Genomic DNA, 21,778 nt, shown 5'->3' on the forward strand with positions numbered 1-21,778 from the left:
AACTCATAATGAATTACGTTTCCGCAGAAAACCTTACCAAATCCTATGGTTTAAAAGTTTTATTCAAAGATATTTCCTTCAACATCAACGAAGGCGACAAAATTGCCATCGTTGCCAAAAACGGCTCCGGGAAATCGACTTTGCTTAAAATTTTAATGGGTAAAGAAATCGCAGATTCCGGAAGTGTAATTATTAATAAAGACATTCAGGTTGTATTATTCGATCAGGAAATCGATTTTGAAGGCGAACTAAATGTGGAAGAATTTATGATGACGCTGGATTCTCCGCCCATTATGGCTTTAAAAAACTATCATCACGCGCTTTTAACCGAAAATGCCGATGATATGGATAAAGCGTTGAATGAAATGGAAATTCATGAAGCCTGGGATTTGGAAAATGAAATGAGTCAGATTCTCACGCAATTGAAAATCACTGATTTACAGGCGAAAATGAAAAACCTTTCAGGCGGCCAGATCAAAAGAGTTGCACTCGCAAAACTTCTGGTTGAAACCCGCGCGCAGCACCGCCACACCCTTTTAATTATGGATGAACCGACCAATCACCTCGACGTTGATATGGTTGAGTGGCTCGAGAATTATCTTTCAAAAGCAATGGTAACACTGCTTTTGGTGACTCACGACCGGTATTTTCTCGATGCAGTTTGCGATATAATCTGGGAAATGGAAGACCAGAATCTGTATTTCCACAACGGAAGTTATGCGACCTATCTTGAGAATAAAATCATCCGCGAAGAAAACTTAAATTCGACCATCGATAAGGCCCAAAACCTGTACCGTAAAGAGTTGGAATGGATGCGCAGACAACCAAAAGCCAGAACCACAAAATCGAAGTCAAGAATTGATGATTTTTACGAAACCGAAAAGGTAGCGAAAACCAATACGAAAAAAGAGAAACTGGAACTCGATTTCGAAATGAAACGTTTGGGGAACAAAATTCTGGAACTCAAAAATATCAATAAAAGTTTTGGTGATAAAGTTTTGCTTAAAAATTTCAGTTATCAGTTTCAGCGCGGCGAAAAAGTAGGAATTGTCGGCAAAAACGGTGCAGGTAAATCTACGCTTTTAAATATCATTCAGGGATTTGAACCGTACGACAGTGGCTCGATCGAAACCGGTGAAACCATTAAATTCGGTTATTTTTCCCAGAAAGGTTTGCAGTATAAAGAAGAGGAGAGAGTAATTGATTTTATTAAGGAAATTGGCGAGAATTTTCCTTTAGCGAACGGAAGAACCATTTCTGCATCACAGTTTTTGAGGCTTTTTCTCTTTGATGACCAAACACAGTATTCGCCGATTTCTAAACTTTCGGGTGGCGAAAAAAGAAGGCTCCATTTGATGTATGTACTTTACCAAAACCCAAATTTCTTAATTTTCGATGAGCCGACGAATGACCTGGATTTGCCGACATTAACGGTTCTGGAGAATTTTCTTCTTCAGTTTCAGGGCAGTTTAATTATCGTTTCGCACGACAGATATTTCATGGACAGAATTGTAGATCACGTTTTGGCTTTTGAAGGTGATGGTGTTATTAAAGACTTTGTCGGCAATTTTTCAGAATATCGCGAGGCTAAAAGTCAGGATCAGAATAAAAAAACTCAGGTTGAAGTGCGCGAAGTTCCTAAAAAAACTGAAACCGTTTCAACAGCCTCTGTTGCTGCTGCACCCAATACAAAAAAGAAACTTACTTTTAAAGAACAGCGCGAACTCGAAATGATCGATAAGGAAATTCCGGAACTGGAAAAAAAGCGTACGGAGATTCTTGAAAAACTGAATAACGAAACTGATTATGAAAAAATTTCAGTTTTTTCAGCAGATCTGGAGAAAATCTCCGATAGAATGGATGAACTCGAAATGCGCTGGCTGGAACTGCAGGAATAGATAGCATGATACATAAAATCCAATAGTAAAATTATGGAAAAGGAGCAGAAACTCGAGGCTAAATACGGCCTGTTCACAGCAATTTCAATGGTTATTGGCCAGGTCATCGGTTCCGGTATTTTCTTTAAAGTTGATGATGTACTGCTCTCTACCCAGGGAAATATTCTTGCTGGACTTGTAGGATTTATTATTGTTGGTGTAAGCGTAGTTTTCGGGGCAATTTCTATGGCAAATTACGCGGAGTTGCTCCCCAAAGACGGCGGAATCCTGAATTATGTGAATTACAGATTCGGTGAAAAAGCTGCATATTTCGTAGGATGGATGTATCTGAGTCTTTTTTATCCTCTGCTGACTGCGGTTTTATTTACAGTTTCCGGCATTTATATTGCGCATCTCTGTGCAGAATTTTTGAATTTTGAACCTACCACACTGCATTTTGCGCTCATTGGTTTTGTAAATCTGCTGATCTTTTTTACCTTCAATATTTTCAGACCGAAAAGCAGCGGCATCTTTCAGCAGTTTACTACAGTCTTGAAAGTGCTTCCATTGATATTTATTGCCTCTCTGGGAATTTTAAGTTTGGTGAAAGGTGATGTCGAAGAAGCGAATCACTTCACTTACGCTGCTGAAAATGTTAGGGAAAATCAGTCTTTATTATTTTTAATCGCTGCGAGTTTTATCCCTATTTCTTTTGCCTTCGACGGTTGGTATATCGCGACACAAATTTCCGGTGAAATTAAAAATTCAAGTAAAAACCTTCCGAAAGCATTAATTTTAGGAACCATCGCTGTGATGGTAATTTATATTTCGTATTACATGGGAATTGTTTTCAGGATGAGCGGTGATGAGATCGTTCAGCTGAAAGATACCTATATCACCGAATTTTCGCGCAAAATTGCGTCAGATTCCGGAGCTTTGTTGATGCAGCTTTTTATTATCGTATCGGTTTTGGGAACTTCCAATGGTTTGCTTTTAGCGACAATCCGTGTACCTTACCAGTTTGCGAATCTTAAAAAATCCAGAAAATTCCTGAACCTGGATGTAATTGAACCCAAAACAAAAATGCCTGTAAACAGCGCTTTTTTAGGACTGGGAATTATTATTTTTTATATCATTATTTATTATATCACCAATACGCATTCATATTTTACAGCCCGGAATTTTGATCTTTCTGCAATTCCTATTGTATTTATCTACCTTGTTAATGGTGCGCTTTTCATTGGGTTGTTCAGGCTCTTCAAAAAAAATGTGTTTTCCGGCAACCGTTTTTTTAAACTTACCATGTCTGTAATTGCGATATTGGGAATTGTGGTGGTGCTTTTCGGTACTGCTTCTGCACCGAACGGAATGATGTATTTTATCGTAAATCTCCTTTTCATAGGAGCGGGAATCTTATTTATGAGCGATAATGATAAAAATCAGTAATAAATAAATTCATTCATTTTCAAACAGTTAAACAGTGGCACTGAATTTTATTTAGAATAATTCAAAATAGATTTTGTATTTCCCGAAGGCTTTTTTACATTTGCACCGTTATTTTAATTCATTCTAAATAAAAACTTGTAAATGAAAAAGCAGATATTGTCGTTGGGAGTCTTGTTGATTAGCATGTCAGCAAATGCGCAAATGAAATTCGATCCGGTTAATGATACCATTAGGATTCAGGAAATTGAAGATATAAACCTTCATAAAACCGGTAATCCGAACAAAGCAAAGGCACTAACTGCTAAATCGAATCTTACGGTGATGGAGAATCCGCAGCCTATTGCAATTGTTACTCACGAGGTAATCGAGCAGCAACAGGCGAAACAGTTGGGTGAAGTTCTTCAGAATGTAAATGGTTTGTACATCACCTCTTCCCGGGGAAATTCGCAGGACAGTTTTGGCGGACGAGGCTTTAATTTCGGGAACGATAATATCTTTAAAAATGGTGCACGGGTAAACAGTGGTGTTTTTCCTGAAGTTTCAGGTCTGGAAAGGGTAGAAGTCTTGAAAGGAGGAAACGCCATGCTTTACGGGAATGTTTCCGCCGGTGGTGTGGTAAATTTAATTACCAAAAAACCACGTTTTAATTTTGGTGGAAGTGTTGGACTGAACGCCGGCAGCTGGAATTCTTATAAACCAACCGTTGATTTTTACGGACCGATTTCCGAAAAAATTGCGTTCCGTGTAAATGGAGCATACGAGACAGCTGAAAGTTTCCGCGATGTGGTGGAATCTCAGAAATATTACTTTAATCCTTCTTTCCTCTTCAATATTGGTGAAAAATCACAGTTGATTGTGGAAGCAGATTATTTAAAGAATGAATTTACTCCGGATTTTGGGATTGGCGCCATTGAAAACAATGATAAATCTTACCGTTTAAATACATTTTTGCCAAGAAACGCTTTCCTGGGAACAGATTGGCAATATCAAAATACAGAGCAGGCAACGGCGGGAATAACCTTTAATCATCAGTTCAGTGAGTTCTGGACTTTGAATACTGTAGCTTCTTTCCAGAATTATACAAAAGATTATTTTTCTACAGAAAGAATCACCTGGACTTACGACAATGCAGGGCGCCTGAAATGGAACCGACCCGTCAACAGAACATACAACGAGCAGAATTATACGGCCTTACAGCTTAATTTGAATGGAGAAATCAATACCGGAAAAATTAACCATAAAATTTTAATCGGTACAGATGGCGATTACGGAACTGCAGATGCGTACGCTTACAATCTTTCACAAACAGCTTACGGAACTAATGGCAGCACGAATGGAACCATTTATCTTGATGATCCATCCACGTGGGCAAGCGGCGCAATGCCCACAGCTACAAAAAGAGACAGAACCCGAATCCCAACGCAGCGATTTGGTATTTATGCCCAGGATTTCATTAGTATCACCGAACAGTTTAAAGTTTTGGCGGGATTACGATGGTCTTATATCGAAAACCTCGAAACCGAAAAGAAATCGTTTGTAACCAATGATGTAAACAATACTGCAGGTACCGTAGACAGAGCTTTTTCGCCAAAAGCCGGACTTATTTATATGCCAAACGACAATCTTTCGCTTTTTGCAACTTACACCAATTCGTTCTCAGCAAATACGGGGCGGGACATTTACGATAACTCGTTGACGCCATCGATAATTGATCAGTTCGAGGTTGGTATGAAAAAGAATTTCTGGAAAAATGCGGTAGCGTTGAACTTGTCCCTTTATCAGATTGAAAACAGAAACTTCTATCAGATGGCAGAATTTAATGCCCAGGGACAGGTGAACAATGATTCTACCATAAAAGAATTTGCAGGTAAGATGCGCAGCCGGGGTGTGGAACTCGACATTACCGGAAATCCAACTCCCAATTTAATGATTATTGCTGGTGCTTCCTACAATCACGCGGTTTATTTGGATACGCCTGAAGGGTTTGGGTATGTTGAGAACCAACGGTTGGTCCGTACACCTGCAACCACAGCAAATGCATCGGTATTTTACACCCTGCCAAATTATATAAAAGGACTTAAGCTAGGGGCCAGCGTGTACTTTGTAGGCGACCGTATCGCGGGATGGAATGATACCAAGGAAACATTAGACACTAGAAATGGGGTTTCCAGGTTATTGCCGGTTGATGATTATACCACTGTTGCTTTGTCAGTTGGATATGAATGGCAGAAATTTTCTGTAATGGGTAAAGTAGGAAATCTCTTTGATACCGTGAATTATAACTATCATGAAAACTACTCCGTGAATCCAATTACTCCAAGAAATTATTACTTCACGTTAACGTACAAACTTTAATCGTTTTAGGTGAAAATATTACCAAAGAGTGGAAACTCGTTTCCACTTTTATCGTGAACCTCAAAAAACAAATTAATCAAATAAACCATGGCAAAAATTAAGGATACAAAAACATTCATGCGGATTACACACCGCTATTTGGGCTATTTTGCAGCAGGAATAATGGCGGTATACGCAATTAGCGGCGTTCTGCTGATTTACCGTGACACCAATTTTCTGAAAAAGGAAAACAAGTACGAAATCGTTCTTAAGCCAAATCTTACAGAAAAGGAGCTGGCGAAAGAAATTAAAATGCGTAATGTAGAATTTAAAGGTAGCGAAGGTGATGTTCAGAAATTTGAACAGGGGACTTATAATATGAAAACCGGTGAAACAAAATATTCGAAAATGCAGCTGCCATTTGTTCTGGAAAAATTCAACGAACTGCACAAATCGACCTCGAAACACCGTTATGCAACATTAAATGCTGTTTTCGGAGTGGTTTTGTTTTTCTTTGTGATTTCGTCGTTCTGGATGTTCAATTATAAATCCAAGGCCTTCAGAAGAGGAATGATTTACGCCGGACTCGGTTTTATTCTGGCACTCATAATGGTGTTCTTTCAATAGATTTTCTTCTAATTGGGAGGCTGAAAATGCAGTAGAAATTTATATGGATTTTTATTTTCAGTTCAGATAAATTAATTATCTTTGCAACCTCATAATTAATCGGGACGAGTTCCCACAAAATCAAACATTTATGTCAGTAAAAATCAGATTACAAAGACACGGTAAAAAAGGAAAGCCTTTTTTCCACATTGTTGTTGCAGATGCAAGAGCAAGAAGAGATGGTAAATTTATCGAGAAAATCGGTACTTACAATCCAATTACAAATCCTGCGATTATCGAATTAAACGTTGATTCTGCAGTAAAATGGCTTAACAACGGTGCGCAGCCTACCGATACTGCAAGAGCAATTCTTTCTTACAAAGGAGCTCTTTACAAAAAACACCTTCTTGGTGGTGTTGCTAAAGGCGCATTTGATGAGGCTGAAGCTGAGAAGAGATTCAACTCTTGGTTAGAAGAAAAAGAAAAACAGGTTCTTGGTAAAAAAGACGGTTTAAGCAAAGCAAAAGAAGATGCTAAAAAAGCAGCTTTAGAAGCAGAAGCAAAAGTAAACCAGGCAAGATTAGATGCAGCTGCTAAATTAGAAGCTGATGCAAAAGCGGAAGCTGAAGCTAAATTGGCAGAAGAAAAAGCTGCTGAAGAAGCTGCTGAAGAAGGTGCAAACGCTCCTGTTGCTGAAGAAACTGCAGAAGAACCAGCTGCTGAAGCAGAAGGTACTGAAGAAGCGCAAGCTTAATTTTTCTGTAATAACTTACAAAAAATATCCTACAGAGACGCCAATATTGGCGTCTCTGTTATTTTAAAACCCATTATATTTGCAGTGCTAACGCAGTTTACTGTGTTTCATCAATCATAAAAATTACGCATGAAAAAAGAAGATTGTTATTTCCTAGGAAAAATCACACGCCGACACGGACTTCACGGGAATGTATTTTTAAAACTCGATACCGATCAGCCCGAAATGTACAATAAATTAAATTCAATTTTTGTAGAGATTAACGGGTTACTCGTGCCGTTTTTTGTGGCAAAACAATCCTGGAGCAAAGGTGACACGCTCATTATTTCCTTCAAGAATTCCACCGAGGCTTTGGTGGACCAGTCGCTGGGCAAAGAGGTGTATCTTCCGCTTTCCACACTGCCAAAACTTACCGGAAACAAGTTTTATTACCACGAAGTTATCGGTTTCGAAATCCGTGAAGAAGACGGCAAAAGCTGTGGCATAATCGAATCTGTAAACGACCAGACAGGTCAGCATTATTTCCTTTTGAATCTGGCAGACAAACAGATCGTAATCCCCATCATCAAAGACTGGATTATTGAACTTAACCGCGAAGAAAAATACATCAGAATGGCGCTGCCGGAAGGCTTAATGGATGTGTTCCTGATTCCTTCAAAGAAAGACGAATAATTACTTGAGGTTTTTTTGGCGACAGATTCCTTCCTCCGTTCCCGCTTTTTTGTTTCGCTTCGCTGCACAAAAATAGCTCCACTCAGGCAGGTTCTAATAAGAATAAAAAAGAAAAATTTGGGATTTTTTCGATGAATTATTTTAATTTAGTAGCAAAAATTACGCCAAATTTTATTACATTTGTAACTATTGATAAGATATCTGCGGAAAAAATGCTTCGCAAGATCATTAAAAAAAACGAAGATCAGCAATGAGAACCACGATTAACGAATTACTTTCAGATTATAAAAAACTTTTACATCACGATATTACTGTTCAGGGTTGGGTTCGGGCGTTCCGCTCCAACCGTTTCATCGCTTTGAACGATGGTTCAACGATCAACAACTTACAGGTTGTTGTAGATTTCGAGAATTTTGATGATAACACCATCAAAAATATCAGCACGGCATCGTCGCTGAAGATTGTAGGTGAAGTGGTTGAAAGCCAGGGAGCCGGACAAAGCATCGAGATTATTGCAAAGAAAATTCAGATTCTTGGAGATAATTTTACCGAAGAAAGAGACCGAACCATTCTTCAGCCTAAAAAACACTCCCTGGAATTGCTGCGTGAGCAGGCACATCTGCGTTTCCGCACGAATCTTTTCGGGTCTGTTTTCAGAGTAAGAAGTGCGGTAAGTTTTGCGATTCACCAGTTCTTTCACCAGAACCAGTTCTTTTACATGAATACGCCGATTATTACCGGTGCCGATGCAGAAGGAGCAGGCGAAATGTTCAGCGTTACGAATTTCGATATCAATAACATCCCGAGAGATGAAAATGGTGATATCGATTATGAACAGGATTTCTTTGGTAAAAAAACCAACCTTACCGTTTCCGGACAGTTGAACGTAGAAACTGCAATGATGGGATTGGGACGCGTTTATACTTTCGGACCGACCTTCCGTGCAGAAAACTCTAATACCACACGTCACCTCGCAGAATTCTGGATGGTGGAGCCTGAAGTTGCCTTCAATAATCTTGAAGACAATATTGATCTGGCAGAAGATTTCTTAAAGTACGTCATCGGTTATGTCTTAGAAAACTGCAAAGATGATCTGGAGTTTTTAGACAAAAGATTTGCCGAAGAACAAAAGCAAAAACCTGAAAAAGACAGAGCTGCGGAAGGTTTAATTGAAAAACTTGAAAACGTTATAAAGAAAAGATTCAAAAGAGTTTCTTACACCGAAGCGATTGATATCCTGAAGAATTCAAAAGAAAACAAAAAAGGCAAATTCCAGTTCCCGATCGAAGAATGGGGCGCTGATTTGCAGAGTGAGCACGAAAGATATCTGGTTGAAAAACATTTCGACAGTCCGGTTGTTCTATTTGATTATCCGAAAGAAATTAAGGCTTTCTACATGAAACTTAATGAAGACGGCAAAACAGTGGCTGCAATGGATGTACTTTTCCCGGGAATCGGCGAAATTATCGGCGGTTCGCAGAGAGAAGATAAATTCGATGTGCTTACGGCCAAAATGAAAGCCATGAATGTTGATGAACACGAGCTCTGGTGGTATCTGGATACCAGAAAATTCGGTTCGGTTCCGCATGCAGGATTCGGGCTTGGTTTAGAAAGACTCGTTCTTTTTGTGACAGGAATGACGAACATTAGAGACGTAATTCCATTCCCAAGAACACCACACAATGCTGAGTTTTAACCCACTCACAGAAAAAAATATACACACAGAAATTAAATTTTTGTAAGACCAAATCAAGAATGTTAAAACAAAACCTACAACTTAGACTCGGGCAAAAACTTGCTCCACAACAAATCCAGCTGATGAAGTTGATCCAGCTTCACACCCTGGAATTTGAAGAAGAACTCGAGCGTGAGCTTGAGGAAAACCCTGCACTCGAAAAAGTTCAGGAAGAATCCAAAGAAGAAGATTATGCCTCTCTGGACGAAGGTTTTGAAGAGGAAGGAACCGACAGCATCACTACCGATTTTGATGTTGATGAATATATATTTGATGATGAACCTGCTTATAAAACAGCATCAAACAATTATTCCGCAGACGACGAAGATTTTGATAATGAATCGCTTTTAACGGAAGGTCAGTCACTTTACGACTATCTACTGGAGCAGATTCGTCTGATTTCAATTGAAGGTGACGATCTTAAAATCGCCGAATACATCATCGGAAACCTGGATAACGACGGTTATTTGCGAAGAGAAAGCAAACAATTAGTTGATGATCTGGCTTTTTCGCAGGGAGTTTATACCACCAAAGAAAAAGTAGAGGATATTTTAGAGAATTATGTTCAGAAACTCGATCCGCCGGGAGTTGGCGCAAGAAGCCTTCAGGAATGTTTGCTTTTGCAGATCGAAAAGAAAGTAAGTGCCGACAAAGCCGTAAGCCTCGCCGGAAATATCCTTAGAAACCAGTTCGATGCGCTTACCAATAAGCATTACAACAAAATTATTCAGAAATACGATATCGAAGAAGAGGATCTGAAGGACGCCCTGGAAGTAATTTCTAAACTTTCTCCAAAGGTTGGCGGAAATTTCGATACGCAAACCATCACCATCAATCAGGAAATTATTCCGGATTTTGTGATTCAGATCAAAGAAGGGAAAAACGGCCAATCGGAAGTTATCCCTTTACTCAACAGCAAAAATGCGCCTACACTCCGCGTTTCCGATGAGTACAAAGACATTCTTACGACTTATTCTCACGATAAAAACTCGCCGGATCACAAGCAGGCAGCGCTTTTCATTAAGCAGAAACTCGATGCTGCAAAATGGTATATCGATGCGATTAACCAAAGGCAGAATACGTTGTTGCAAACGATTACGGCAATTGTAAAACTGCAGAAAAACTACTTCATTACCGGTGACGAAAAATCCCTGAAACCGATGATCCTGAAGGATGTGGCAGATATTACAGGTTTCGATATTTCAACCATTTCACGGGTGGTAAAAAGCAAATATGCCGACACACCAAACGGAATTGTTTACCTGAAAAGCCTATTCTCCGATTCGCTTACAAATGATGACGGCGAAGAAGTTTCCACCAAGGAGATTAAAAATCATCTTCAGGAAGTCATCAATAACGAAAATAAGCGCAAACCGTTAACCGACGATGCTCTTGTAGGATTACTGAAAGAAAAAGGGTACAACATCGCAAGACGAACCATTGCAAAATACCGCGAACAGCTGAATATTCCGGTTGCAAGGCTAAGAAAAGAATTGTAATTTAAATGATAAGCAAAAAGGTCAGTTACTGAAAACTGGCCTTTTTTTTATTCCTGTTGTGAATCTATTTTCTGTAGTTCACCCAAATTTTTCCCTAATCTTTTAAGGATAATTCCGTAAACGACGCGGTAGTAAATCCAGATCAGTACGATGCTTATAATCGTCATTACAATAATTCCCACCACAAATCCTATTAAAGTTGGATGCGTGAGATGAATGTTCTGCTGTGATAAAACCGTAAAGGTGAAAACCGTTAAAACCGCCGTGAAGACAATTAAAAGCAAAATATTGGCTAAGATGAACAGGTTTACTGTTTTCTTGAATCTGATGATCTGCAGAATCAGTTTTTTAAGGTTAGATTCTATATTGATTTTACGATAATTTCGGTAAAACCGTACCACAAAGAAAGCGGTAATAATTAAACTGATAGTTTTCAGCACTAAATAAAGATTCCCAAAACTGGTTTGTAAATCGGTAGAATTCTGCACGCCAAGTTTCCCCAGGATTCTGATGAAACTGTTGGAGTCATCGCCAAGGAAGGAGTAATAAATGTTCACGCCCAGAATGATAAGGAATTCTGCAATACTGATCCAAAGGATATATTTCACGTAATTCCGCGACGATTTATTCAGCATCGCCTCGATTTCGGTGCTGTTATATTTTGGCTTTACCTTCTGCTCCTGCCAGGTTTTTTTGAAGCTGTCTAAATCAAATTCAGGCATGTTTTTCCATTAACTCTTTTAACGTTTTTTTCAGTCGGTTCATTTTCACGCGTGCGTTTACCTCCGTTATCCCAAGGTTTTCAGAAATATCACGGTAAGGCAAATCATCCAGATACATCATTACAATTGCCCGTTCCACCTGCGGAAGCATCTTTACCACTTTATAAAGAAGCGAAACCTGCTGTTGCTTTTCGTCATCATCTTCCATATATCCACTGTGGTGAAAATCCATCAGTTCATCGGTTTGTGGTGACTTGGTTTTTTTTCTGAAAAGCGTAATGGCAGTGTTCAGGGCAACGCGGTACATCCACGTCGATATTTTCGATTGTCCTTTGAATGAGTCGTAAGAACGCCAGAGTTGTAACACAATTTCCTGGAAAAGATCCTGCTCGTCTTCCAGCGAATTGGTATAAAGCCGGGAAACCTTAATAATCAAGCCTTGATTATCTTTAATCAGTTTCGAAAATTCCTGTTCCTTGGCGCTCAATTTTGTTCAGTTTGAAGTAGCGAATATAACATTTTTTCACCTGAAATTTATATTCCTTATCCATTCAACATCACCTACCGTATTCTGTAACTCTCATTCAAAAATTATATATTTGTTCCATGATTCTACGCGGAGAAAATTTAATTAAAGAGTACGGCCCTAAAAAAGTCGTAAAAGGTGTTTCAGTGGAAGTTTCACAGGGCGAAATCGTCGGGCTTCTCGGTCCCAATGGTGCCGGAAAAACCACCTCTTTTTATATGATTGTGGGTTTGGTGAAGCCCACCTCCGGGAAAATTTTTCTCGATGATAAAGAAATTACCAATGACGCCATGTACCGCCGCGCGCAAAAGGGAATTGGCTATCTGGCTCAGGAAGCGTCGGTTTTCCGTAAACTTTCTGTTGAAGATAATATTTTGGGTGTTCTTCAGCTTACCAAACTTTCGAAACGCGAACAGCAGATTAAATGTGACGAGCTGATCGAGGAATTTTCTCTCCAGCATGTCCGCAAAAACCGCGGAGATTTGCTTTCCGGTGGTGAAAGACGACGTACCGAAATCGCAAGATGTCTCGCGACAAGCCCCGATTTTATTCTTTTGGATGAACCTTTTGCCGGAGTTGACCCTATTGCGGTTGAAGATATTCAGAAAATTGTGCGCAGTCTTGTTGATAAAAATATCGGGATTTTAATTACCGATCACAATGTTCAGCAGACTTTAGCCATTACTCATAAAACCTACATTATGTTTGAAGGCCGTATTTTGAAAGAAGGTCTTCCGCACGATTTGGCTAATGATCCTATGGTTCGGGAAGCGTATCTTGGCGAAAATTTCGTGTATCAGGATATTCTCAACAAACCGAAGAAAAAATCTTTCGTCTATAATATTTGGGCCGGAAATTTCGATTCCAAGCAGCAGTTCCAGGATTTTGTGGATGAAAACTTTCAGGGTGTCGACAATCTGCGTTTGATGTACGGTTTTGAAGACATCAGCTTTGCTTCACTTTCAAATTCGGAAATTGAATATATCTTTAATGAAGTTGTAGATAAAAACGCGAATAATGCATTTCTTTTTCAGAAAAAGCATATCGGCGAAACTTACCGAAAAGACCAGGCAGAAACCGACGCCAAAGCGCTCAGCAAACCCGAATTGCATTATTTAACGACCTACGCTTACGAAGGGTAGCAGTTTTCGCACGTTTTTTGTATTTTGAGGCGTTCGTAGGTTAATCATCATGGCACAACCATTCAAGCGAAGCATCACGCTTTATCACATTTACAAACAGCTTATTCCGTTCATAAAACCTTACAGGTTGATGATTTACGGGACTCTTTTTCTTACCTTTTTGGGTGCGTTGATGGCGCAGGTAAATCCGCTGGTTTTGAAATATACGGTTGATGAGGTAACCGAACTCACCAAACTTCCGTATCCAATGGAAGAAGGGATTCATATTTTGGTCATTATTTCCGCAATTTTATTGGGTAAAGAACTTCTGAATATCTTCATTCAGTTTGGGCAGAAATTTTACGGCGAAAAAATACGCATCAGCACAAGTTCTGTGTTGGCGCAATCGGTGATTGATAAAATTCTTCTTTATAAAGTCGCCTATTTTAATGACGAAAACCACGAGTCGGGCAAGCTTCAGATCCGTATCGACCGCGGAATCGAGAGTTTAACCAAACTTGTTCAGAATTTTTTCATCGATATTTTACCGCTTTTTTCGAATGCTATTATTGCCCTCATCATCATGTACATGCAGAATGTATATGTCGGTATGGTTTCCACCATTGTTGTTCCTATTTATTTTTATGTAAGCTCGTTACAGGCGAAAAAATTATCGGGCGTAAGAAGAACTCTAAGAAACCAGAGAGAACAGAAAACTTCGGGACTTTTAAATCTCATCAGTTCGATTATGGTGATTAAAAGTTTCGTGCGCGAAAAATTTGAAGGCAAAAAACAGTACGATCTTCAGATGCAGCTCATGGAAAGTCAGCTGTTTACGCGTAGAACAAATTTTATTTACGACGGCTTAAAGACTTTTATCGAACAGTTCGGTGTGGTGTTAATCATTCTGTTGACCGTTTTTCTGGTGCTCGATCAGCAGATGACGATTGGTGCGATTATGCTTCATATCCTTCTTTTCAACAATGTATCAGCGCCAATCCGCCAGCTTCACAGGATTTATGATGATATGAATGACGCAATGATTTACGCTGAAGGATTTTTTGATATCCTGAATGCAGATGAAGAAACCGAACCGAGCGGAAATTTCATTAAAGAAAATATAAAAGGTTCTTTCGAACTCAAAAATGTTGATTTTTCTTATCCGAACGGTACTAAAGCATTGAAAAATGTTTCCATGTTGATTGAAAACGGAAAAACTACCGCACTGGTTGGTTTAAGCGGTGCCGGAAAATCTACGGTGATTAATCTTCTTTGTAAATTTTACCTTCCCGATTCCGGAGAAATTTTACTCGATAAGGTGAATCTTAATCAGTTTGAAAATACAGCATTGAGAGATGATATCGGTTTGGTATTACAGAAAAATCATATTTTCCAGGGAAGTATCGAAGATAACATCCGGTACGGAAATATGAATGCCAGTTTTGAGGAAATTCAAAATGCTGCGAAGAAAGCGTATCTTCACGACCAGATTATGGATCTTCCGGAAAAGTATCTTCACGATGCAACGCAACTTTCCGGTGGACAGCAGCAAAGAATTGCCATCGCGAGACTTTTTCTGAAAAATCCGCCCATCATTTTTCTGGATGAACCTACCGCAAGCCTGGATGCAATTGCTACCGAACAGATCAAAAACTCCCTGGATGCGATAAAAGAGGGTAGAACGGTGATTATTATTTCGCATTCGCTTTCTCAGATTTTGGATTCAGATAAAATTTATGTCATGAAAAAAGGTGAAGTGGTAGAAAGCGGCACCCACGACGAACTGATCAGTATGCACGGGATTTACCGGGAAATTTTTGATGCTTCTGCAAGAAGTCTTAATCTCGACAAACTGGTGAGTTCATACAGAGAAAATTAAAAAAAATAAGCCGAACTTTAACCCGCAAAAAAATAAAAAGACTTTAGCTAAATCTAAAATATGAAAAAAATATCCATCATCATGCTTGGAGCATTCACCATAACTTCCTGTAATAAAATCGAGGAAACCGTGACACAAACCGTAACTTCTGCGAAGGAAAAAGCACAGCAAAAAACAAATGAACTGGTTCAGGAAACTGTGAACGAGCAACTTACAAAACTGGTTAACGCTGAGGCTGTAACTTTCAGTTCTGTCTTTCCGCACCAGAATAGTTTGGTTCTCGAAAATGAAGTAGGGAAAAAAGTCGCGTTTCCGAACGGTACACCGTTTTATGTCTTTAAATATAAAACCAACGATAAAGATTTATTGCTGAATACCCTGGTATCTCAATCCACAACCAATGAAGCGCAATCTAATAAAGATTTTCAGAAAGTTGATGGCGCTTCGATTGTAGAAAAAATTACTTTTTTTGAGAAATTTCTACCCGCAAATACGTTTGATCTGAGTTTTCTGGATGACATTAAAAATGATAAAAGCATTGAATACTACAAAGTAAAACGCTTCCCCAATGCCAGTACGGTGATTTATAACCCGAAAACACAGATGGTTTACCAGTTTGTGGAAGTGAAAAAATAAAAGGCAGTAATGAACAATGTTTTAATTGAACGCACTGTTGATTTTGTAAAACAAAAACTTTACGGTGCCGAAGCCGGCCACGATTGGTTTCACATTGAACGGGTTTGGAAACTCTCAAAAAAAATTGCAGAGACTGAAACCTGTAACCTCGAAATTGTAGAACTTTCTGCCTTGCTTCATGATATTGCAGATCCCAAATTCCACGGTGGCGACGAAACATTAGCCCTGAAAATTTCACGTGAATTTCTTGAAAAGGAAAACGTTTCCGAAGAAATTATTGATCAGGTTTTGTTCATCATCAAAAATATTTCCTTTAAAAACAGAGGTGAAGTTCCTGAGAATTTAGCTTTGGAACTGAAAATTGTGCAGGATGCAGACCGCCTCGATGCGATTGGTGCGATCGGAATCGCCCGTACTTTCAGTTTCGGAGGCTTCAAAAATAATTTAATGTATCATCCCGACATTCCGCCGAAGCTGAACATGTCAAAGGAAGAATACAAAAGAAATGAGGGAACCACAATCAATCATTTTTACGAAAAACTGTTGTTGCTGAAAGATTTAATGAATACGAAAAAGGGAAAAGAAATCGCTGAAGAACGACATAATTTCATGCTGCAATTCCTGGATCAATTTTACAAAGAGTGGAATGTGTAAAGTTTTTCATGGAATTATAAATTAGGATCTGAAATAATTTAAACAAAAACCTGTTCTTCCGCAGTGAATCAACTGCGCCAATTTTTCTTTATCTTTACCAAATGTTTTACGTGTTTTTTCTTTTGTTTATTGCACTTTGTGCGGGTTTAATGCTGTCGGTTTTTAGGACCGGAATTTTTAAAATGTGGACCAACGCATTCCGGATTTTTGTTGTGGTAGCGGGCATCGGTATTTTTACGTATTATTTTGTGAAAAAAAGCCTCTCTACATTCCGTGCAGATGCTTTAACCGTGCAGATGATCAATAAACTGCCTTTCCCGCTGGATTTTTATCTGATTAAAATCAATACTGAAAAAGATACTCCTAAGGTTTATGAAACAGGACACGTGGGAAGTATCCGCAGTAATTACTACAGAATCGAATATCTGGACATGACCAATTCTGATGAATTTTGGATCGCCGGATTTATGGGTAAAAAAAACATGGTATATTTCTCCCAGCATGCGGTTCCGAACAAGAATGAAGACCAGATTATTGAAATCCAGAATTACATTAACCAAAGCCAGAAACTCTCGGAAATCGCAGGAAAACAGATCGAAATTCTGAAACTAGAAAACATGAAAACAGCAATATGGATTACCCTTGATTTGCTCCTTCTTTTTCTGAATATTGCCGTTCTTCTGAAAAAATCTAATAAAAAAATCCCGAAAAATTCCGGGATTTAATACAGTTTTCAACTTTTATTTTTCTTTTTGCGCTTTCAGTGCTTCTTTATCTTTGTCGGAAGGATTCCATACTTTCACTTCAGAATCTTTGGTAAGTCCAGATAAAATCTGAACATTAATTCCGTCGCTTGCACCGAGTTTAACTTTAACTTTCTTGAATTTCCCATCGGGCTGTTTTACTTCCACAAAAGGACTGTCGTTACCGTTCACTTTTTCGTACTGAATTAAAGCTTCATCCAGGAGCAGCGCATTTTTCTGCGAACTGAGGATAATTTCGCCGTTGGCAGAAAAACCGGCTCTGATGTATTCGTTGGTTTTATTGAAAACATCGCCTTCGATTGGGAACTTAATCGTTCCGTTTTCATCTTTACCTTTTGGCGCAATCATGGTAACGCGTCCGGGAAATGTTTTGTTCTGCAGGGCACCGATGACCACATTCATTTCCATGCCTTCCTTTAGTTTTCCGGCCTGTGCCTCGTCGATGGTTCCCTGAAAAATCAGTGAATTTAGATCCGCAATAGATGCGATCGTTGTTCCCGCATTGAAAGAGTTTGCTTCAATAACCTGGCTTCCGACTTTTACAGGAACTTCGAGTACAGTTCCATTAGCTTTCGAGCGGATTTGTGTGGTAGCCAAACCTGCAAGTTCGGGAGTCGCACCGGTTCTGGCGATTTGCAAGTTTTTCTGAGCAGTCTGCAGTTGCTGCTGGGCATTTCTCAGCTGCTGCTGCATTGACTGAAGTTGCTGCTGAGCAGAAATATATTCCTGTTTAGATATTACACCTTGCGCATAAAGCCTCTGCTGCATGGCAAACTGCTGTTGCTGGTTGTTTACATTAGCTCGTGCATTGCTAATCTGGAGGTTGGCGTTATTGATCTCCTGCTGGGCGGCATTCACGTTCTGAACGCTGGGTACAATTCTTAATGTGGCAATGAGTTGTCCTGCAGTGACCTGATCACCTTCATCAACCAGAATTTTATCGATAATTCCCGACATATTCGGTTTAATTTCGATCTCTTCGCGCGGAACAATGTCTCCCGTTGCCATCACTTTATCGTCCATATTCTGAACTACCGGTTTTTTGGTGAGGAATGTTTCGCTCTCTTTGCTGTTTGATTTGATGAGGTAAGAGATTCCGGAGATTAATGCAACCGCTAAAATCAGTCCCAAAAAAATGTAAATTCCTTTTTTTAAAGTGAACTTCTTTTTCATATTGTAGTTTATTTTTTTATATTTTTCTTTTTTGTTAATGAATTATTCAGAACGTAAGGCTTCAATCGGTCGGATTCTCACCGCTCTCTGTGCCGGGATCATTCCGATAATTAAACCTAGAATCACCATCACCGACATGGCGGCGAAAACTTCCAGATAATTTACCGTTGGATTATAGAAAGGGAATTTGTCCTGATCCTTGGTTAAAATATTAAGAATCATCAGCAGAAAAATCCCGATGATAAATCCTAATAAGCCAGAAACCAGCGTTATTACCACACTTTCCAGCAGAATCTGATTTCGTACTTCCGCGGGTTTTGCACCTAAAGCCCTGCGGATGCCGATTTCTTTGGTCCTTTCTTTTACTGTAATTAATAATATATTAGAAATGGCGATAACCCCTGCCAGGATGGTCAAAGTTCCCACGATTATTGTTAAAAGCTGCATTCCGGTCAAAAATCCGGTAAGTTTCTTGAATTCTTTCCCGAGGTTGAAGCTCCCGAAAGCATTGGTGTCTTCGGGCGATACATGATATTTTTGTTTGAGTTCGGATTTCACTTTTTCTTCAACAATACTCAAATCCGCATCGGGCTTGCTTACAATGGCAAAGAATCCTACTTTGTCGCCGTCGTTATACATTTTCGTAAAGGTAGAAAGCGGGATATAGGCTGACTGGTCATTTTCGGGACCGCCGCCCTGTTTTGCCCGGAAAACTCCGATTACGTGGAAGAAAATCCCTTTCACATTCACCAGTTTTCCCAGTGGATTTTCGTTCTTTTTGGCATCGAAAAAGTTCTTGTAAATCTCTTCACCAATAACGATTACATTTTTGCTTCCTGTAACATCTGCGTCATTAATATATCTTCCGTAAATGAGTTTTTTCTGGGAAATTTTGTTTCCGATCGGGTAATCTCCGGTTAAGGTATAAGTAGCTTTTTTTCCGTTTCGTGAAAAGCTTTCGCCCGGACTTCCGAAATTTCCGCGAGAATTCTGGGGCGAGATATAATCAATCTCCTGAATTTTTCGGGGCAGCATTTCCAGATCGCTTAAATGGAGATTCATTTTTCTGCCTTTCGCAAATCCATCATACGGAATCGTAGTGTTTTGTGCCCAAAGAAAAATCGAGTTGGTAGCGAACCCTGAAAATATTTTGTCGAAACCATTTTCCATTCCTTTTGCGGCGCCAAGAAGGGCGACAAACAGAAACATGCCCCAACCCACTCCAATCATGGTAAGAAAGGTTCGTAACTTATTATTCCGGAGGGAATGATAAATTTCTTGCCAGGTGTCTATTTTGAAAATGATGTTCATTTTGCTTTTCTTGTTAATTTTTATTCTGCTCTCAAGGCTTCAATAGGTTTAATTTTGCTCGCGCGGTACGCCGGCACAAATCCGGCAATAAGCCCGGAAATCACTAAGCTTATAAAGGCCACAATAATTAATCCCCAGCCCACGGATGGGTCTTTGATGAAATATTTCTCTAAACTGTCGCCAATAAGTGCGAGCGACATTACGCCTAAAGCAACACCTATAATCCCTGAAATTACTGTAATCACAACACTTTCCTGCATAATTAATCCTACAATACTGCTTGGTTTTGCGCCGATGGCTTTTCTGACACCGATTTCCTGCGTTCTTTCCTTTACGATATACACCATAATGTTGCTGATTCCGATAATTCCGGCGAGCAAAGTTCCCATTCCGATAAAGCCAACGATAAGCGTGATAATGAACAAAAACTGAATGGTATCACCCATGTTTTTAGCATTATTCCGTACGATAATTGCGTTTTCATCATCCGGCGAAACTTTGTTTTTTGCTTTGAGTTCTTTCTGAAGCTGGTCTCCGTATTTTATCGCCTGATCTGGCGAAAGTTTGCTGTCGTATGTAATGTAAATGTTGCTTACGGTATCCGAACCTTTCTTCATTTGCTGCAAAGTGGTGATGGGCACTGTGATAACGCGTTCTTCGAAATCGCCGCCATCATCAGAAAATACACCGATTACTTTGAAGAAGGTTCCGTTGATGTCGAGATCTTTTCCGATCGCGCCGCCATCTTTTATCAAATCGCGCTGAACCATTCTTCCGATCACCGCCACATTTTGTTTGAGGCTTAAATCTCTGCTGTTGAGGTACCGGCCTTCCGTTAGTTTGCGGTCTTCGATAACGATTTCTTCGGGGTTGGCACCGTTGATCTGGTAGCTGCCGCTTTCTTTGCCGTATTTCACGGTCATGCTGGTTGTGTATCGGGGAGTTGAATTTTCAACTTTGGTGGAATCCGAACTTACTGCCAGTTCGTAATCATCATTTTTGAGGATGATCTGTCGGTCCGACTGAAGTCCGCCGTAAGCTATTGTAGTTTTGCCGCTAAAGATTGAGATTAAGTTGGCTGCATCGCGGGTAAAGCCTTCTGTAAAAGCGTTTTTAAGCCCGGTCCCGATTCCGAAAAGTACAATGAAGATGTAGAGTCCCAACGCCACCGTAAATCCCGACAGCACCGTTCGCAATAAATTACTGCGAATTGATTCAAAAATTTCTCTCCAGCGGTCTATATCAAACATGATTTAATGTTCAGGATTTTGGATTAAGCGAGAACGCGTTGGGTAATGAACTCATCACTCTCTATAATTCCGTCTTTTAGAATTACATTTCTTTTGGTTTCTGCGGCTACATCGGGTTCGTGAGTCACCACAATGATGGTTTTGCCGCTTCGGTTGATTTCCTGAAGCAGTTTCATTATATCGTAAGTGGTTTTAGAATCCAGCGCTCCGGTAGGTTCGTCGGCAAGAATAATTTTTGGGTCTGTAATTAAAGCCCGTGCAATGGCGACTCTTTGTTTCTGTCCGCCTGAAAGTTCATTCGGAAGGTGACTGGCCCATTCGGCAAGACCTACTTTTTCAAGATATTCCATGGCTTTCTGGTTGCGTTCTTTTCTGGAGACATTTTGGTAATAGAGTGGGAGCGCAACATTCTCCAGCGCGGTTTTGTAACCGATAAGGTTGAACGACTGGAAGATAAATCCCAGAAATTTGCTCCGATATTCTGCGGCTTTTACTTCGGATAAATGTTCAATAGGGATTCCGTCGAGATTGTAAACACCCGAATCTTTTTCATCCAGAATACCAATAATATTAAGCAGGGTAGATTTTCCGGAACCCGAACTTCCCATAATCGAAACAAACTCACCTTCTTCAATGGTGAGGTTTATTCCTTTAAGAACATGAAGCTTGCTCTTTCCCGTATCGTAAGATTTATGTAAGTCCTTTATTACTACCATGGAGCGCAGAAGTTTATTTAAAAGATAAGTAGATAGAAACTGCGGTTTGTTACAACTGTGGTTTTGTTTTTTATAAACCATATGTTTAATAAATATGTATTTG

General features: G+C 39.6%; 18 protein-coding genes and 1 pseudogene. 13 read left to right on the forward strand and 6 right to left on the reverse strand.

Annotated features, from left to right (window positions below; translation table 11 throughout):
• Positions 1-8 precede the first annotated feature (8 nt).
• From OK344_RS01570 to rpoN, 8 genes are all read left to right on the forward strand, one after another.
• The gene (locus tag OK344_RS01570; RefSeq protein ID WP_265143134.1) at positions 9-1,898 is read left to right on the forward strand and encodes an ABC-F family ATP-binding cassette domain-containing protein; all 1,890 of its coding nucleotides are present in this window, start codon (positions 9-11) and stop codon (positions 1,896-1,898) included.
• A gap of 33 nt (positions 1,899-1,931) precedes the next feature.
• Positions 1,932-3,323 (forward strand): APC family permease, encoded by a 1,392-nt coding sequence (locus OK344_RS01575; RefSeq protein WP_265143135.1) that lies wholly within the window; start codon positions 1,932-1,934, stop codon positions 3,321-3,323.
• 141 nt (positions 3,324-3,464) lie between these two features.
• Complete coding sequence (locus OK344_RS01580; protein ID WP_265143136.1) at positions 3,465-5,678, forward strand: TonB-dependent siderophore receptor; 2,214 nt, start codon at positions 3,465-3,467, stop codon at positions 5,676-5,678.
• 87 nt (positions 5,679-5,765) lie between these two features.
• Complete coding sequence (locus tag OK344_RS01585; RefSeq protein ID WP_265143137.1) at positions 5,766-6,284, forward strand: hypothetical protein; 519 nt, start codon at positions 5,766-5,768, stop codon at positions 6,282-6,284.
• 130 nt (positions 6,285-6,414) lie between these two features.
• Positions 6,415-7,017 carry a 30S ribosomal protein S16 gene (locus tag OK344_RS01590; protein ID WP_265143138.1) on the forward strand — a complete coding sequence of 201 codons (603 nt, stop codon included), beginning with the start codon at positions 6,415-6,417 and terminating at the stop codon, positions 7,015-7,017.
• A gap of 129 nt (positions 7,018-7,146) precedes the next feature.
• Positions 7,147-7,689 carry a ribosome maturation factor RimM gene (rimM, locus tag OK344_RS01595; RefSeq protein WP_265143139.1) on the forward strand — a complete coding sequence of 181 codons (543 nt, stop codon included), beginning with the start codon at positions 7,147-7,149 and terminating at the stop codon, positions 7,687-7,689.
• 250 nt (positions 7,690-7,939) lie between these two features.
• Positions 7,940-9,385, forward strand: a complete 1,446-nt coding sequence (gene asnS, locus OK344_RS01600; protein ID WP_265143140.1) for an asparagine--tRNA ligase — start codon at positions 7,940-7,942, stop codon at positions 9,383-9,385.
• Between the two features lie 59 nt (positions 9,386-9,444).
• Complete coding sequence (gene rpoN, locus OK344_RS01605; protein ID WP_265143141.1) at positions 9,445-10,923, forward strand: RNA polymerase factor sigma-54; 1,479 nt, start codon at positions 9,445-9,447, stop codon at positions 10,921-10,923.
• Positions 10,924-10,970: 47 nt separating this feature from the next.
• On the opposite strand, the gene OK344_RS01610 is transcribed toward rpoN, so the two are convergent.
• Both OK344_RS01610 and OK344_RS01615 read right to left on the reverse strand, forming a co-directional pair.
• Positions 10,971-11,645, reverse strand: coding sequence for a DUF8845 family protein (locus tag OK344_RS01610; RefSeq protein WP_265143142.1), 675 nt, complete (start codon positions 11,643-11,645; stop codon positions 10,971-10,973).
• A complete protein-coding gene (locus tag OK344_RS01615; protein ID WP_088467891.1) occupies positions 11,638-12,132 on the reverse strand; it encodes an RNA polymerase sigma factor in 495 nt (164 codons plus the stop codon). Before OK344_RS01615 ends, OK344_RS01610 begins: the two co-directional genes overlap by 8 nt.
• 119 nt (positions 12,133-12,251) lie before the next feature.
• Between OK344_RS01615 and lptB the strand changes: the two are divergent.
• The 5 genes and pseudogenes from lptB to OK344_RS01640 all read left to right on the forward strand — a co-directional run.
• Positions 12,252-12,977: pseudogene (gene lptB, locus OK344_RS01620) on the forward strand (LPS export ABC transporter ATP-binding protein); the annotation flags it as partial.
• Between the two features lie 466 nt (positions 12,978-13,443).
• Positions 13,444-15,171, forward strand: coding sequence for an ABC transporter ATP-binding protein (locus OK344_RS01625; RefSeq protein ID WP_265143601.1), 1,728 nt, complete (start codon positions 13,444-13,446; stop codon positions 15,169-15,171).
• A gap of 60 nt (positions 15,172-15,231) precedes the next feature.
• On the forward strand, positions 15,232-15,807 hold the full coding sequence (locus OK344_RS01630; protein WP_265143144.1) for a hypothetical protein: 576 nt from the start codon (positions 15,232-15,234) through the stop codon (positions 15,805-15,807).
• 9 nt (positions 15,808-15,816) lie between these two features.
• Complete coding sequence (locus OK344_RS01635) at positions 15,817-16,461, forward strand: HD domain-containing protein (RefSeq protein WP_265143145.1); 645 nt, start codon at positions 15,817-15,819, stop codon at positions 16,459-16,461.
• 182 nt (positions 16,462-16,643) lie between these two features.
• Positions 16,644-17,186: a hypothetical protein gene (locus tag OK344_RS01640; RefSeq protein WP_265143146.1), complete on the forward strand. Its 543-nt coding sequence runs from the start codon at positions 16,644-16,646 to the stop codon at positions 17,184-17,186.
• A gap of 15 nt (positions 17,187-17,201) precedes the next feature.
• Here OK344_RS01640 and OK344_RS01645 read toward each other — a convergent pair whose 3' ends face one another.
• From OK344_RS01645 to OK344_RS01660, 4 genes are read right to left on the reverse strand one after another with little or no spacing between them, the layout of a single operon-like run.
• Entirely contained in the window at positions 17,202-18,398 is a 1,197-nt protein-coding gene (locus tag OK344_RS01645) for an efflux RND transporter periplasmic adaptor subunit (protein WP_088467886.1), read from the reverse strand.
• A 42-nt stretch (positions 18,399-18,440) separates the two neighbouring features.
• On the reverse strand, positions 18,441-19,709 hold the full coding sequence (locus OK344_RS01650) for an ABC transporter permease (protein WP_265143148.1): 1,269 nt from the start codon (positions 19,707-19,709) through the stop codon (positions 18,441-18,443).
• 20 nt (positions 19,710-19,729) lie between these two features.
• The gene (locus OK344_RS01655) at positions 19,730-20,959 is read right to left on the reverse strand and encodes an ABC transporter permease (RefSeq protein ID WP_265143149.1); all 1,230 of its coding nucleotides are present in this window, start codon (positions 20,957-20,959) and stop codon (positions 19,730-19,732) included.
• A 23-nt stretch (positions 20,960-20,982) separates the two neighbouring features.
• The gene (locus OK344_RS01660) at positions 20,983-21,675 is read right to left on the reverse strand and encodes an ABC transporter ATP-binding protein (protein ID WP_088467883.1); all 693 of its coding nucleotides are present in this window, start codon (positions 21,673-21,675) and stop codon (positions 20,983-20,985) included.
• Positions 21,676-21,778: the final 103 nt, after the last annotated feature.

Source organism: Kaistella yananensis, from assembly GCF_026107505.2.
GTDB lineage: Bacteria > Bacteroidota > Bacteroidia > Flavobacteriales > Weeksellaceae > Kaistella > Kaistella yananensis.